This window comes from Paraburkholderia sp. IMGN_8 (assembly GCF_038050405.1).
Lineage (GTDB): Bacteria > Pseudomonadota > Gammaproteobacteria > Burkholderiales > Burkholderiaceae > Paraburkholderia.
This window is the reverse complement of sequence record NZ_CP150901.1, coordinates 3088398-3102385: the sequence shown is the minus strand read 5'-3', so window position 1 is coordinate 3102385 and position 13988 is coordinate 3088398. Positions and strand designations below refer to the sequence as shown.

At 61.4% G+C, this 13988-nt stretch carries 17 protein-coding genes; 7 read left to right on the top strand and 10 right to left on the bottom strand.

Translation table 11 applies throughout. The features are described 5' to 3' along the window. Positions 1 to 214 precede the first annotated feature (214 nt). Together WN982_RS35235 and hpaI are read left to right on the top strand one after the other, a co-directional pair. Positions 215 to 1558, top strand: a complete 1344-nt coding sequence (locus WN982_RS35235) for an MFS transporter (protein ID WP_341316614.1) — start codon at positions 215 to 217, stop codon at positions 1556 to 1558. After that, complete coding sequence (gene hpaI, locus WN982_RS35230; protein ID WP_341319524.1) at positions 1545 to 2321, top strand: 4-hydroxy-2-oxoheptanedioate aldolase; 777 nt, start codon at positions 1545 to 1547, stop codon at positions 2319 to 2321. Before WN982_RS35235 ends, hpaI begins: the two co-directional genes overlap by 14 nt. 132 nt (positions 2322 to 2453) lie before the next feature. Here the strand turns inward: hpaI and WN982_RS35225 are convergent, their stop codons facing one another. Continuing rightward, positions 2454 to 3230 carry an SDR family oxidoreductase gene (locus tag WN982_RS35225; RefSeq protein ID WP_341316613.1) on the bottom strand — a complete coding sequence of 259 codons (777 nt, stop codon included), beginning with the start codon at positions 3228 to 3230 and terminating at the stop codon, positions 2454 to 2456. Between the two features lie 203 nt (positions 3231 to 3433). On the opposite strand from WN982_RS35225, the gene WN982_RS35220 reads away from it, so the two are divergent. Continuing rightward, positions 3434 to 4015 (top strand): TetR/AcrR family transcriptional regulator, encoded by a 582-nt coding sequence (locus WN982_RS35220; RefSeq protein ID WP_341316612.1) that lies wholly within the window; start codon positions 3434 to 3436, stop codon positions 4013 to 4015. A 23-nt stretch (positions 4016 to 4038) separates the two neighbouring features. Here the strand turns inward: WN982_RS35220 and WN982_RS35215 are convergent, their stop codons facing one another. The 4 genes from WN982_RS35215 to WN982_RS35200 all read right to left on the bottom strand — a co-directional run bounded on the left by WN982_RS35215 (position 4039) and on the right by WN982_RS35200 (position 6698). After that, the gene (locus tag WN982_RS35215) at positions 4039 to 4665 is read right to left on the bottom strand and encodes an ATP-binding cassette domain-containing protein (protein ID WP_341319523.1); all 627 of its coding nucleotides are present in this window, start codon (positions 4663 to 4665) and stop codon (positions 4039 to 4041) included. 91 nt (positions 4666 to 4756) lie between these two features. Beyond that, positions 4757 to 5659 (bottom strand): metal-dependent hydrolase, encoded by a 903-nt coding sequence (locus WN982_RS35210; protein ID WP_341316611.1) that lies wholly within the window; start codon positions 5657 to 5659, stop codon positions 4757 to 4759. Positions 5660 to 5691: 32 nt separating this feature from the next. Next, positions 5692 to 5829, bottom strand: coding sequence for a hypothetical protein (locus tag WN982_RS35205; protein WP_341316610.1), 138 nt, complete (start codon positions 5827 to 5829; stop codon positions 5692 to 5694). Continuing rightward, positions 5826 to 6698, bottom strand: a complete 873-nt coding sequence (locus tag WN982_RS35200) for a M24 family metallopeptidase (protein ID WP_341316609.1) — start codon at positions 6696 to 6698, stop codon at positions 5826 to 5828. Before WN982_RS35200 ends, WN982_RS35205 begins: the two co-directional genes overlap by 4 nt. A gap of 272 nt (positions 6699 to 6970) precedes the next feature. On the opposite strand from WN982_RS35200, the gene WN982_RS35195 reads away from it, so the two are divergent. Continuing rightward, positions 6971 to 7324 (top strand): DUF1428 domain-containing protein, encoded by a 354-nt coding sequence (locus tag WN982_RS35195; RefSeq protein WP_341316608.1) that lies wholly within the window; start codon positions 6971 to 6973, stop codon positions 7322 to 7324. 214 nt (positions 7325 to 7538) lie between these two features. On the opposite strand, the gene WN982_RS35190 is transcribed toward WN982_RS35195, so the two are convergent. Beyond that, positions 7539 to 7697 (bottom strand): hypothetical protein, encoded by a 159-nt coding sequence (locus tag WN982_RS35190; protein WP_341316607.1) that lies wholly within the window; start codon positions 7695 to 7697, stop codon positions 7539 to 7541. 172 nt (positions 7698 to 7869) lie between these two features. Between WN982_RS35190 and WN982_RS35185 the strand changes: the two genes are divergently transcribed. Continuing rightward, complete coding sequence (locus WN982_RS35185; protein WP_341316606.1) at positions 7870 to 8187, top strand: hypothetical protein; 318 nt, start codon at positions 7870 to 7872, stop codon at positions 8185 to 8187. 138 nt (positions 8188 to 8325) lie between these two features. Here WN982_RS35185 and WN982_RS35180 read toward each other — a convergent pair whose 3' ends face one another. Next, the gene (locus tag WN982_RS35180; protein WP_341316605.1) at positions 8326 to 9246 is read right to left on the bottom strand and encodes a phosphorylase; all 921 of its coding nucleotides are present in this window, start codon (positions 9244 to 9246) and stop codon (positions 8326 to 8328) included. Between the two features lie 92 nt (positions 9247 to 9338). Then, on the bottom strand, positions 9339 to 9824 hold the full coding sequence (locus tag WN982_RS35175; RefSeq protein ID WP_341316604.1) for an adenosine-specific kinase: 486 nt from the start codon (positions 9822 to 9824) through the stop codon (positions 9339 to 9341). 340 nt (positions 9825 to 10164) lie between these two features. On the opposite strand from WN982_RS35175, the gene WN982_RS35170 reads away from it, so the two are divergent. Together WN982_RS35170 and otsA are read left to right on the top strand one after the other, a co-directional pair. Next, entirely contained in the window at positions 10165 to 10329 is a 165-nt protein-coding gene (locus tag WN982_RS35170; RefSeq protein ID WP_341316603.1) for a zinc ribbon domain-containing protein, read from the top strand. 285 nt (positions 10330 to 10614) lie between these two features. Next, positions 10615 to 12042: an alpha,alpha-trehalose-phosphate synthase (UDP-forming) gene (gene otsA / locus WN982_RS35165; RefSeq protein WP_341316602.1), complete on the top strand. Its 1428-nt coding sequence runs from the start codon at positions 10615 to 10617 to the stop codon at positions 12040 to 12042. Between the two features lie 41 nt (positions 12043 to 12083). Here otsA and WN982_RS35160 read toward each other — a convergent pair whose 3' ends face one another. Together WN982_RS35160 and WN982_RS35155 are read right to left on the bottom strand one after the other, a co-directional pair. After that, positions 12084 to 13169: an alpha-hydroxy acid oxidase gene (locus WN982_RS35160; RefSeq protein WP_341319522.1), complete on the bottom strand. Its 1086-nt coding sequence runs from the start codon at positions 13167 to 13169 to the stop codon at positions 12084 to 12086. A gap of 236 nt (positions 13170 to 13405) precedes the next feature. Then, entirely contained in the window at positions 13406 to 13933 is a 528-nt protein-coding gene (locus tag WN982_RS35155) for a response regulator transcription factor (protein ID WP_341316601.1), read from the bottom strand. Positions 13934 to 13988 lie beyond the last annotated feature (55 nt).

Here is a 13988-nt window from a genome sequence, read left to right as displayed (position 1 = left end):
GCCTCGAAGCGTCGCGCGATGCGCAACCGGAAGTGCCAATACAAAACAACAACCATCTTTCATGGGACCGGAGTAAGTGCTGTGCATGGGACCAGAGTAAGTGCTTTGCATGGGACCGAAGTAAGCGCTGAAGCGCTAACTCCGGTCGACAGCTGACGCGCTAACTCTGGTCGACAGCTAAAGCGCTAACTCCGGTCGACACAGGAGACAAGACATGCAGAGCGACTGGCAACGGAAGTCACGATCGAAGGTGCGCTGGCTGGTGGCCGGCCTCATGTGGGCGGCGATCGCGATCAACTATATCGACCGCACCGTGCTGTCCGCCGCGGCGCCGCATATTCAGACGGAGTTTCATCTGAGCGCGATAGAAATGGGCATCGTGATGTCGGCGTTTTTCTGGTCCTATGCGCTGCTGCAATTGCCGGCCGGCATGCTGGCCGACCGGTTCGGCCAGAAGAAGGTCCTTGGTCTCGCCGTGTTCTGGTGGTCGCTGGCGACTGCCGCCACCGGGCTCGCCAGCGGATTCAGGTCGCTTGTCGCGCTGCGCGTCGCGCTTGGCATCGGAGAAGCGGGCGCTTATCCGAGCAACGCGGGTATCGCATCCAGATGGTTTCCGAAGCAGGAGCGTGCGACGGTCGCGGGCATCTTCGACAGCGGCTCGAAGCTCGGCGGCGCGATCGCACTGCCGTTGATCGCTTACCTTCTGGCGACCTTCAACTGGAAAATCACCTTTGCGATTACCGGTTCGCTGGGTCTGATCTGGTGCGTCGTGTGGCAGTTCACGTTCAAGGACTCGCCTGCCGATCACAAGCGGGTCAACGCGGCGGAACTCGCTCACATCTGTGACGAGCAGCGCCTGCAGCCCGCCGATGCCCGCAAGCCGGGCGCGTCCTGGAAGCGTTTATTCGCACACCGGAACATCTGGGCGATGTGCATCGGCTTCTTCATGATCAACTACAACTCGTACTTCTTCATCACATGGCTGCCCACTTACCTGGTGAAGGAGCGCGGCATGAGCCTGATGGAGATGGGTTTCATGGCATCACTGCCGCTCGTGATATCGATGTTTGTCGAAGTGCTGGCGGGATGGGCGTCCGACCGCGTATACAGCTCCGGCAAGCTTTCTCTCACCGCAACCCGCAAGCTCTTTCTCGTCATCGGCCTCGTCATGGCATCGAGCATCGGTCTCGCGGCCTTTGCGCAATCCGCGGTCATGGCCGTGGTTCTGCTCTGTATCGCCAAGTCGGGCACGACGGTTGCCGCATCCCAGGTGTGGGCGCTGCCCGCCGATGTCGCGCCGCGGAACATGGTATCGATGGTCGCAGGGGTCCAGAACACGGTGTCGAACATGGGTGGTGTGGTCGGTCCGGTGGTGACGGGCGCCATTGTCGGTGCGACGGGATCGTTCATCCCCGCACTGGTTTTTTCATCGGTGCTGATCGCGATCGCCATCCTCAATTACGTGTTCCTGCTTGGCAAAGTGGAACCCATCCAGTTCGAAGACAAACCCGTGGAGTTCGAGAACCATGAGCAACGCAATGCAGATGCCGGCGCCTAATTCGTTCAAATCCGCTCTTGCCGCGCGGCGCCGCCAGATCGGCTTCTGGCTTTCCATGGCCGACGCGTATCTGGCCGAAGTGAGCGCGACCGCCGGCTTCGACTGGCTTCTGATCGACAGCGAGCACGCGCCGAACGACCTGCGCAGCATCCTCGCGCAGTTGCAGGCGGTCGCGCCTTATGGAGCCGAGGCCGTGGTGCGGCCTGTCAACAGCGACCCGGCACTGATCAAGCGTCTGCTGGACATCGGCGCACGCACGCTGCTGGTGCCGATGGTCGACACCGCGGAGCAGGCGAGGGCGGTCGTGTCCGCCGTGCGCTATCCGCCACATGGCATTCGCGGTGTGGGCAGCGCGGTTGGCCGGGCCTCGCGCTGGAGTGCGCGGGCCGATTATCTGGACGTCGCCGACAGCGAAATCTGCGTGCTGGTGCAGGCGGAGACCGTGACCGCCTTGGCGAATCTCGAGTCGATCTGCGCGGTCGAGGGTGTCGATGGCGTGTTTATCGGCCCGGCCGATCTGGCCGCCTCGATGGACTATCGCGGCAAGCCGGGCCATCCTGAAGTCCAACGTGCGATCGAGGCCGCCATGCGCACCATCGTCGCGTCAGGCAAAGCCGCCGGCACGTTGACCTCGGATCCCGCGCTTGCACGACACTACCTCGAACTGGGCTGCACCTTCGTCGCCACGGGCGTTGACATCCTGATGTTCGCCAACGCGGCGCGCAAGCTGGCCCTGGAATTTGCCAGTCCGCAAATCGAATAGACGATTCGCATCGGCACCTGGAAGTGGAGCCGTCGTTAGCCGAGCATTGTTGAGCCAACGTTATCCGGACTTTCACCGGCATGCGGCTCATCTCCAAGGCTGGATCGCCGCATGCACACGTTCGCCTCGGCTTCATCCCTTGCGGAAGATAGGCGCCCCCCACGGCGCACCGATTGTGCCGCCGTCGACGACGATTTCCGCCGCCGTGATTCCCGAAGCGTCATCGGACGCGAGGAAAAGTACGGCCTTGGCAACCTCTTCAGGTGTGGCGAGGCGAGCCAGCGGAATGCGCGGCGCGAACGCTTCTTCGGTCCCGTCGAGCGTTGCGCCGGCCCGTGCACCGCGCGTCCAGATCGGCGTGCGCGTGCCGCCTGGGATCACGGTGTTGACGCGAATGCCACGCTGCACGAGTTCGGATGCAAACACCTTCGCCATGCCGGTGACGCCCGCCTTCGTAGCGGAATAAGCGGCCGACCCCGGCGAGCCTAACTCGCGCATCACGGAGCCGTTCAATACGATCGCGCCGCCGGCGCTCATCAACGGAAGGGCCGATTGAACCGTGAGAAAGACAGCGGTGAGATTGGTGCGAAGAATCGCCTCGAACGCAGCAGCGGTTGTGCTGCCGAGCGGCGTCGGACCGGAGATTCCGGCGTTGGCGAAAACGATGTCGAGCGACCCGAATGTTTCCCGGATCTGCTTGAACATCGATTCGATCGCGGTTTCATCGTCGAGATCAGCCGCTATGCCAAGCGCGTTTTCGCCGAGCTCGGATACCGCCCCATCCAGTTTTGCCCGATCGCGGCCGGTGATCGCAACACGGGCGCCTTCGGCGATCAAAAGCTTCGCTGCAGTAAAACCAATGCCGCTGTTGCCGCCAGTCACGAGAGCTGTCTTTCCAGTAAAACGCATATCCTTCTCCTGTGTGTTACGGCGCGAGATCGCGTCGAAAGCCGCGCCTGCTGACGGCGCTAAGTCCTGTTACGCAGCGCAGGGCAGCCGCCGCATCCAAACCAGCATGAGCATCGTCAACATCTCATTCTGTATGTTGATCGTCATGCAGAAATTCAGTATTATGGCCATCATGCAGATTGTCAAGGGTGGTGAGGCGAAAAATGGGTTATTCGCAGGCACAAAAGGCCGAGAGCAGGCAGCGGGTTCTGGAGAACGCGTCACGGCAGATTCGCGAACACGGTATCGAGGCGCTCGGCGTCGCCGACTGCATGCGCAGCGCGGGGCTCACGCACGGCGCGTTCTATGGTCATTTTTCGTCGCGTGATGCGTTGATTCTGGAAGCGCTCGAGCACGCGATCAGTCAGAGCGAGAAGCGCATTGCGTCTCTCTCAGCCGGTTCGGGAAAGCGTGGGGAAACGCCTCTGCAGTCCATCGCCGAGGCGTTTCTCAATGAGCGTCACATGAAGAATCCCGGCAAAGGATGTGCGTTGTGCGCACTCGCCGGAGAGGCGCGCCATGCGAATCCGGACGTCAGGGAACAACTCACGGAGTACGTGCGCAAACTGGCGTCGCAAATAGCACAAGCCGCATCCACTGACAGCGAAAAGCCAGCGTTGGGCATTGTCGCGACCATTGTGGGGGCCATTACGCTTGCGCGCGCAGTGGACGATGACAAGCTGGCGAAATCGATTCTTTCCGCATCGCTCGCGCTGGTCATGACCCAGGACGGCGGCGCGCGGTAGGCTCGCGGGCGCCTCGCGGTAGCTTATTGGACGCGCATGCCAAGATCGGCGAAACCGATCATTTTCGCGTTGCAGGCTTGCGTCAGCGCCATGTCGTAGCTCGAGAAAAAGACCGTGCGGTCTTCGGCCAACGTGTTGAACCAATCGATCAGTACAGCGCGTGCAGCGGCGTCGAGCCCGCCAGCCGGCTCATCCGCGATGATGACGGTGGGTTTGCCCAGCGCGATCGCTGTCAGGAACATCTTCTTGCGGGTGCCAAACGACATTTGCTCGAAGCGTTTCTCGAGATGCGGCGTGAGCCCGAAGCGGTGCGCGAGGTCGAGCGTGCCACTGTCGACTGCCGTCTTTCTGGTTGATGCTACCTGTTCGAGAAACTCGCGACCGGTTTGAAGCGGATACGCCATGCAATCGTCGGGGATATACGCGACTGTCGATTTTGCCTCGAGCGGCGCGGTGCGCTGCGAATGCCCATCGAGCCACACCTCGCCTTCATCGGCCTCGATCGTACCGGCGAGGATGCCGAGCAAGGTGGACTTGCCGCTGCCGGTTTCATCGTTGAGCGCCACGCATCCTGCGCCGGTGCTGTAACGCAGTCCCTGAAAAATGATGCGCTCGCCGTAGCGTTTGCAAAGATTCTCGAATCGAAGCATGAAGTGCAGTGTGTGTCGGACGAAGATTGGCCGCGCGAAGGCGCCCTGAATCATGCCAGACAGTTCCGGTTTCGGCGAGCGTCTCGCCGTATCAATTCGCGTCGCGCACCCAGTTGCCGCCGTGCGCCGCGGCCTGCGCAGCGGGCGAGGTTGCAAGGTAGGCGAGCGCCTGCTCGGTGGAGCCTTCGTGATGCGGCGTGTAGCGCGGATTGAAATAGCGTAGCGCTGCGGCGATCATTTTCCAGAACGACGGCAGACAACCGCGCCGCGCCCCGGCGCGCCACGCGAGGATAAAGCCTCGGTACGCACCGGCGTCGGGATCGCGCCGATGCATGAAGCGTGCACCGTGCGTGAGAAAGTACAGCAGAAGCACGATGGTCGACAGCATGTGGAAGCAGCGTTCGAAGTAGGTGCCGCCCATATGCCGGAAGATGTCGAAAGCCACGGTGCGATGCTCCACTTCTTCGGCACCGTGCCAACGCAGCAGGTCGAGCATGGTGGGGTCGGCATGGGCGGCATCGAGCCCGTCGGCATTGAGCACCCAATTGCCGAGGTAACCGAAAAAGTGTTCCAGCGCGGCGATGATGCCGAGCTGCTGGCGCAGCCAGAAGCGCGTTTTACCGATCTTCAGCCCAAGCGGTTGTTCGCCGAGCAGCTTGCCGAACAACCAGTCGAGTTTCCTGGTGAAGGGCTGCGTGTCGATGCCGTGGGCCTTGTAGTAGTGCGTGAGCACGCCGCCGTGCGAGCGCGAATGCACCGCTTCCTGCCTGAGGAACCCCTGTGCGTCGTCGTGCAACGCGGGGTTGGTGATCTGCGGCAGCGCCTTGTTGTAGACGCGGCAGAACCATAGTTCGCCGGCGGGGAACAGCAGGTTCAGCACATTGATGACGTGCGTGCTCGACGGGTCGCCGGGAATCCACTGGATAGGCGTTCGACTCCAGTCGAACTTCACATGGCGTGCCTTGATCTTGTACGGCGTTTGTTCTTCGGTCATGAGGGTCTCCGGCGTCCGGTTGGTTGGCGATATCAGCGCGGCACCATGCCGATGCGGGCGTTGTTGAACACGATATCGGCGCCGCCTTCGGTGTGCTGGACGGCCGGTGGCGTCTCGTCTGGCGCGGGCGCTGCGGGTTCGGTCAAAAGCTGCACGTGCGCCTCGGTCATGCAGCGACCAACGCCCGCCCGCGCTCTGCCCAGCGGCGCACATGGGGGAGGTCGTCGTCGAGCCAGTAGGCGTCGTCATCGGTGATGACCAGCAACTCTTCGAACTTGGCGCCCACACCCTGAAAGCCGAGATGCGGCTCGACGGCCCACAGGCCGGGCGTCGGCGCGTGATCGGAGCGGCGATCGACCGACCACAGCGGCGACCAGCCTTCTTTCCTGCCTGCGCCCGCCTGGTCGAGGATCAGATTGCGTGTGGCGTTCAGGCCGAACCGCGCGACGAAGCGCGGCTTGGCGGGGTTGTGCAGCTTCGCGACACGATGCGCGAGTACCTTGAACGGATAAGCCTTGTGGCGCGGCTCCACGCCCTGTTTCCTGCACAACTGGTCGACCGCGCGCGCGACATCGGCAAGCGTGTGCCGTTGCTTCACCATGCTGACGATCAGTTCGCGGTGTTCTGCCAGGTCGTCTTTCAGGTGTTCGAGAATGGGATTCGTACCGATGCAGGTGGCGTAGCCGACATCGGCGATCACACCGTTCAGCACCGGCGCCACGTCGAGAATCACCGGCATGTTCTCTTCCAGCCGCCGCGAACCCGGGAAGAAAGCCAGGTTAAAGCCGGCCATGTGCGACAGCCCTGAAAAGCCCTCAAAGGCGGTACGGTCGCCAAACCAGGCGAAGGGTTTGTGCAGCCAGTCACGCACGCCGTGGTCCTGCAACCATTCGGTCAGCAGCCGGGCGGCATCTTTTTCCGTCATGCCCAGCCGGAGCATGTCGCCGACGTTTTCGACGCACCGATAAGCCAGTTGCTGGACTTCGCGGAACTGCGCCAGTTCGTCCACGTTGACGTGTGGAATGTCCTTGCCACCCATACCTGCCTCCCAAATATGCTGTCCGGCGGGCCTGTGGCCGCCGTCATGATGACATTTATTATTGTTACATTGAATAATGTAACGATCGGATGTTACACCATGAGGTTGGCCCGTCCACTGGTTCTTTCCCTAGGGTTGAAGGGCGACAATATCTCTGTCGATTTCGTGGCGTGTCGTTCGTCGTGCTCATAGGGGCGCAGTATGGCGACGCGGGTTCGAATATCGTCGCTTTCCGTCCCCTATTCGATTTTTAATCCGAAAGGAGCGCGCTCATGACTTACGTCGATGGATTTGTCGTGCCGGTAGCCAGGATCGACCGCGAAAAATATATAAAACAGGCCAAAATGGCCGCGGGCGTTTTTAAGGAGAACGGCGCGTTGCAGGTGGTCGAGTGCTGGGGCGATGACGTCCCGGAGGGCAAGCTGACGTCGTTTCCGATGGCCGTCAAACGCAAGGAGGACGAAACCGTGGTGTTCTCCTGGGTTGTCTGGCCATCGCGTCAGGTGCGGGATAAAGGCATGAAAGCGGTGATGGCCGATCCGCGGCTGCAGCCTGACGTCAATCCGATGCCTTTCGACGGCAAGCGGCTGATCTACGGCGGCTTCGAAGTCATCGTGGATGTATGACAGCCAAAGGGGCGGCGCCGGCCGAAAATGGACAAAATCCATTTCCGTGTGGTGCTTCCTCTCCGGCATTGGGGGCACTGGACTAGCCGGATTCGAAATCTCCGAGCGAACCGGGGTAGCGTAGAAGCGTCGTTCTCGATTGACAGCAGACGATGACGTCGTAGAGAAATAACGCTTGCGCACCCCGGCACTTCCAGAAATCACTTGGCGCCATTCAGTGTTTATGACGCAGCCAGTCCTTGATCGGATGCGTGTCCAGCCAACGGGCAGCCGGCTGGTCCTTGTGTTCCCGCCTGTAGCGCGCCGCCGTAAATATCACGACGCATAGCAGCACCGCGATTCCCACTACAAAACTGACCATTGACTCAGTCATGGCAACCTCCTTTGAGGTCAGAACCATCTTTATATTTTAGGTGACCGGAGAAATAGCGACAGCATTCCCGTTTACCGCCACCGGTTTTGGGGCCGCTGCGCAGAACGATAATTGAGGCCCTTTGAGCACAGCAGAGGTACACTCGAAACGAGTCCAACCCTGGAGAGATACCATGGCTGACGCTACTCCCCAAAGCACCTTTCGCGGTCTGCCCTTGACGCCGGAGCAAGACGCAGAAGTCAGGCACTACATAAAGAAAAGAAAGCAGCATGGCGAGCCGTGGGATACACCGGAGCTGGATGCCATGCTTCGGGACATGCTGGAACCCCCGAGCGACGACGATGCCGAACTCGACGCTGCCGTCGATGAAGCGATGGCGGCCACAGAACGCGCGACTGCTTTCGTCGATGAGACTATGGACCCTATTGAGGCCGAAGAGGAACGGCACGCCGCCATCGAAGCGGAGGCTATGAGGGGTCCCAGGCGTTGAAGCGCGGGCAGCGGTCACTGCTGCCGCGACTGATCCGGCGCATCGTCGGCCCGCCTGGCATTATCGATGCAGGGATCGCGAGCGTCCCAGCCGATCTGGTCTTTGCTTTCAGCTGGCTTTTCTCTTTGCAGATAAGCGCTATTGCCCCATGACCGCGGGGACCGCGACTCGTTCCAGCACGCTCATCGGGCCGAGGCTCTTGATGACTTGCATCTGTGCTGCGTCGCGCACGAAGAGCGATCCCGCAAACCCCAGCGCATTCACCGAAATTCCCTCGACACGTTCCACAGACCTTGGCACGAGCAGCATCCATTGAGGGGCGACCAGCAGGTTGTACGGCGCCGACTGGTGCAGTTCGCCATTCATTTCGATCTCTCGCAGGCCAGCCGCTTCGAGCAACGCGTGGTAGCAATCGAAAGCGGCGTGTGCTGCGCGCCGCGAGGCGGCAGGAGCCAGTTCCAGATGAGCGAACGCGTGCCGGAAAGCCAGGCCGGGTATGGTGCCGATTGGACCTTCCATGCACGCGGACGCAAGCATGGATTCAATGGGGAGCGGCGGACCTGATTCTCCGAGCGGCAGCGGCACGATCTGCAGATGCTTGTGGTGCTGACTCGCGCCGGCGTCTGCGCCGCCGTTGTAGAAACCCAGTCCGTCGAACTCGGCCATGCAGGCGAGCAACGCAGCAAAATCCGCGAGATCGAGCAGCGTGTCCTGCGATTTGAAGCAACGGGTGACGAGCAGGAGATGATGGTCGATGACGTTGAATTTGTTGAGCAAGGCGACGTGAGTGTCCGAGAGATCGGCCACAAAGAGGTCAGGGTCATAAGGAAGGAACGGATTGACCACGCTGGATGCCCCGGCCTTGACCGTGGGCGCGTGTCGGGTTTCCTCCTTGCGCGTGAGACTTGAGACCTGCCGGACAAGGAAGCGTATGCCACGATCTTCGATCAGCGCCTGGGTTGTCTCGATCGGTCGCAGTGCACCACGATGCAGCGCATGCTCGGTCTGGCGCAGAATGGCCGGCCACAAGGTGCCGGGCTGGAGACATAGATGTTTCATGGATCAGCCGGACCGGTGCGCACGTCGCCTACGCGCGTGTCGCAATCACGCACTTCGCCTACGCGCATGTCGCCAAATGAGAGCAACTGTGCCTACGCTTTGTAACCGATGGCACGCAGCAGATTCTTGCGCCACTGAACGTCCTCTTCGTTCTCCACGCCGAGCGGCGTGAACCCGTCGACCACGCCGAGAATAGCGCGCCCCTGGTCTGTCTCAGCAACCAGAATCTGTGCGGGATTCGCCGTTGCGCAGAAGATCCGGCATACCTCCGGCACAGTTTTTACCGCGTTCAGAACGTTGACCGGATAAAAGCCATCGCCGAGAAAGATCACGAAGCAGTGGCCTGCCGCGATGGCCATGGCGTTCTGGCACGCCAACTCGATCATGTCGGGGTCCGTACCGGACTGGCGCACGAGGCGTTTACCCGACGCTTCGCAAAAGGCCAAACCGAACTTGATACCCGGAACGGTGCCGACCATGGCCTCGTGCAGATCCTCGACGGACTTGATGAAGTGGCTTTGCCCCAGGATGAAGTTCGTCGCCTCGGGTTTGACGATTGTTACCGTAAGCAGTTGCATATCTGACCTCGCTCTTTGGCACCAGAAGTACTGGGGGAGAGGCTGCATTCGTCAGCGGATGTCGGTTCGTCGGGTTCGCCGGACGGCGACGGCCTTTCTTCGTTAATCAAGCCTAGTACAAACGGCCATTAGCGGAAGCGCGGATCCGCCGATAGCGCGGCGATGTGAAACCGCCCACCCGCAGGTGGCGCGCGTGTTGCTTGCGCGCCGTCGTCGTATCCAGTGCGCACTGGCTGAGATGAGGCGCATGGCCGCGTATTTCCTGCACTAGAATGGATTTTCACACTGTCGGCGAGTGGTATCTGGCCGGCACCGGTGGGATTCGTATTGGAGGAACACAATGCCGACGTACCAATATCGTTGCGAGAAGTGTGGTGAGGTGTTCGAGCACGCGGAACATCTCGCTGAACACGCGGATGCCCATCCGCGTTGCCCGAAGTGTGGAAGCGAGGCGTGTCAGCATGTACCGACACCGTTTGTCGCCATGACCACAAAAAAGAGCTGAGGCCCTGCCTCGTTTCAGTGACGGCGCTTCATTTCCGCAGATGAAGCGTGCAGGCTAAGCGCAGGCGTGAGCATGTGTTAACGACATAGTAAACTGACTCATTCAGAATGTGACCCTTGTCCGGCATGGCCGGTCGCTCCGCGAGTTCGAGGCTTCAGGAACGAGCGGCCCCACTGCGCTGATCTCGGCAAAAGCCGGGCACGTTCGTCGTGCGCCGGCAGGGGACGTGATGTCGCCCTTTGCCGTGCCGGTATCGCAATGTGAACGCAACAGCACAAGGACCTCATGAGTCGTCTCGTCGTCGTTTCGAATCGCACCGCCGATCCTCGCAAGCCTGCAGCCGGCGGACTCGCCGTAGCGTTACGAGAAAGCCTGCAACAAACCGGCGGGCTCTGGTTCGGCTGGAGCGGCAAGATCCGGGAAGCAGCGGATGCCGCACAAGCCGGTCATGGTGACGTTCACGTCCAAACGGCTGGCAACGTCACGCTCGCGACACTTGATCTGAGCCGGGAAGATCACGACACGTATTACCTGGGCTATGCCAACGACGTCTTGTGGCCGGTATTCCACTACCGGCTGGACCTGGCCAATTTCGACACGCGATTCGCAGCGGGCTATCGCAGGGTCAACCAGTTATTCGCGCACAAGTTGCTGCCGCTGCTGAAGCCGGACGATCTCATCTGGGTTCACGATTACCAGCTGATCCCGCTCGCCGCGGAATTGCGCGCAATGGGATGTACCAACCGCATCGGCTTCTTTCTGCATATTCCGATGCCGCCGCCACTGATCATGGCAGCGATTCCGGAACACGAATGGCTGATGCGCTCGCTCTTCGCGTACGATCTTGTGGGCTTCCAGAGCGAAGCGGACCTGACGCATTTTTCTCACTACGTCGAATCGGAAGCGCAGGCGCAACGGTTAAGTCCGGATCGCCTTCGGGCATTCAATCGCACGCTGCGCGTCGGAGCCTATCCCATCGGCATCGACGTCGACGACTTCATGCGTCTTGCCAATTCGAAGGAAGGACAGGACATGTTTGTCCGGATGCGCGACGAATATTCGCGGCGGCGCTTGCTGGTGGGTGTCGACCGGTTGGACTACTCAAAGGGGCTCCCGCAGCGCATTCATGCTTTCCGCGAACTGCTGACCTACTACCCGGAAAACCGCGATAGCGCGACGCTGATCCAGATTGCGTCTCCTAGCCGCGAGGACGTCGGCGCCTACGACGATCTGCGGCGCCAGATGGATAGCCTGTGTGGTGCGATCAACGGCGACTTCGGTGAACTGGACTGGATGCCGCTGCGCTACATTCATCGCAACGTGGCCCGCAAGCGTCTGCCGGGCCTCTATCGCGCGAGTCGGGTGGCGCTCGTCACGCCCTTGCGGGACGGCATGAATCTGGTCGCGAAGGAATTCATCGCCGCACAGGATCCCGCCGACCCAGGCATGCTGGTGCTCTCGCGTTTTGCCGGAGCCGCGGAGCAATTGAAGGAAGCGCTGCTGGTCAATCCCTACGACACGCAAGGTACGGCGCAGGCCATTCAGCGGGCGCTAACGATGTCGCTCGACGAGCGGATCAACCGGCATGAGGCGCTTCTTCAGCGGATCCGCAAGTTCGACGTGCACTGGTGGAGTTCGACGTTTCTGCAGGCCTTGGAAGACTGCGGCCCGCAAGAAGAGGCGGCGAACGGCATCCGCCGAACATCTGGCTGAACACCATCCACCGCGCGAGGCGTGGCACCCCGCGTTGGTCTTCAACGCCTGTCAGGCAACAGGATCCGTTCGTCTACCTGACGGATGTCGGTGTGGCCGCAAAAGGCCATGGTGATGTCCAGTTCCTTGTGGATGATCTGCAGGCACTGTGTGACACCCGCCTCTCCCATCGCACCCAGGCCATAAAGGAAGCTGCGGCCGATCAGCGTGCCCTTGGCGCCGAGCGCAACGGCTTTCAGCACGTCCTGTCCGCTGCGGATCCCGCCGTCCATCCACACCTCGATGCGCGAGCCGACCTCGCGTGCGATCTCGGGGAGCGCCGAGATCGAAGAGGGCGCACCGTCGAGTTGACGGCCGCCGTGATTGGAGACGATCAACGCGTCGGCGCCGCTGTCGGCGGCAAGGCGCGCATCGTCGACATCCATGATGCCTTTCAGAATGAGTTTGCCGCCCCACAGCTTCTTGACCCACTCGACGTCGGCCCAGCTCAGCGCAGGATCGAACTGCTCGGCGGTCCACGAGCTCAGTGAGGACAGATCGCCCACCCCCTTCGCATGACCGACGATGTTGCCGAACGTGTGCCGCCGGGTGCCGAGCATGCCGAGGCACCAGCGCGGCCTGGTCGCCAGATTGACGAGGTTCGCGGGCGTCAGTTTGGGCGGCGCAGATAGCCCGTTCTTGATGTCCTTATGGCGTTGACCGAGGATCTGCAGGTCCAGCGTCAGCATCAGCGCGCTGCACCGAGCCGCGCGCGCCCGCTCGATCAACCGCACAATGAAATCGCGGTCGCGCATCATATAAAGCTGGAACCAGAACGGTTTGCTGGTCGCGGCGGCAACGTCCTCGATCGAGCAGATGCTCATCGTGGACAAGGTGAACGGGACGCCGAACTTCTCGGCCGCGCGCGCCGCGAGAATTTCGCCGTCGGCATGTTGCATGCCGGTCAACCCCGTCGGCGCGAGCGCCACGGGCATGGCGACCTCCTGACCGGCCATCTCCGTGCGCGTGCTGCGGCCCGCCATGTTGACCGCCACTCGCTGGCGCAGCTTCAGGCGCTGGAAGTCGCTTTCATTCGCGCGGTAGGTACTCTCGGTCCACGAGCCGCTGTCGGCATAGTCGTAGAACATGCGCGGCACGCGCCGTTGGGCAAGCACGCGTAAATCCTCGATGCAGGTGATGGCGGGCACGGTTTCTCTCAGCGCAGGGAAGAACGGTGAGTGTACGTGCTCGGGACAGTCGCGCGGTATTCTGGGAATTCCTGGGAAAAATTCAAACGCTTTGTCGACCCGTGGCTGCACTTGAGCAAAGCCAATGGCGAATATGCGCAATTGAGCGCGAAGTGGCTGGGCAAATAAACGACGCGCTACACCATGATGAATCCGTGCCGCATGCCGAGCATCACCGCTTCGGTGCGGTTGGTCGCGCCCAGCTTGCCGAAAATGGAGGCAAGGTGGAATTTCACGGTGTTGTCCGAGATATCGAGCTGCCGCGCGATATCCTTGTTGCCGAGCCCCTCGGCGAGCATCGTCAGTACTTCGATCTCGCGTGACGTCAGGGTTTCGAAGGGCGCACCGGACGCCGCCTGCCGCGGCGGTGTCCGTGCACCGAGCAATCGCCCGAGGATATCCGGCGAGAGTACGTAAAGGCCCGCGGCCACCGCTTCGATGGAGGCGACGATCTCGCCAGGCAACGCGTTCCGCGGCAGAATCGCCGCCGCATCGCCCGGCAAAGCTTCAAGGATCCACTCGCTGTCCGCCTCGTCGGTCAGCATGACGAGCGCCGATGACGTGTGCTCTAAGTCGAATCCGGCTTTGGGTGCGTCGCTTGCTCCGGGTTCCACATCGATCACGATCACATCCGGGACTGAACCGGCAAGATTGTCGGCGAGCATGCTGGCGTCGGCTGCGCTGCCGGAGAATGTGAGTGCCGGACTCGCCTCGACGAGC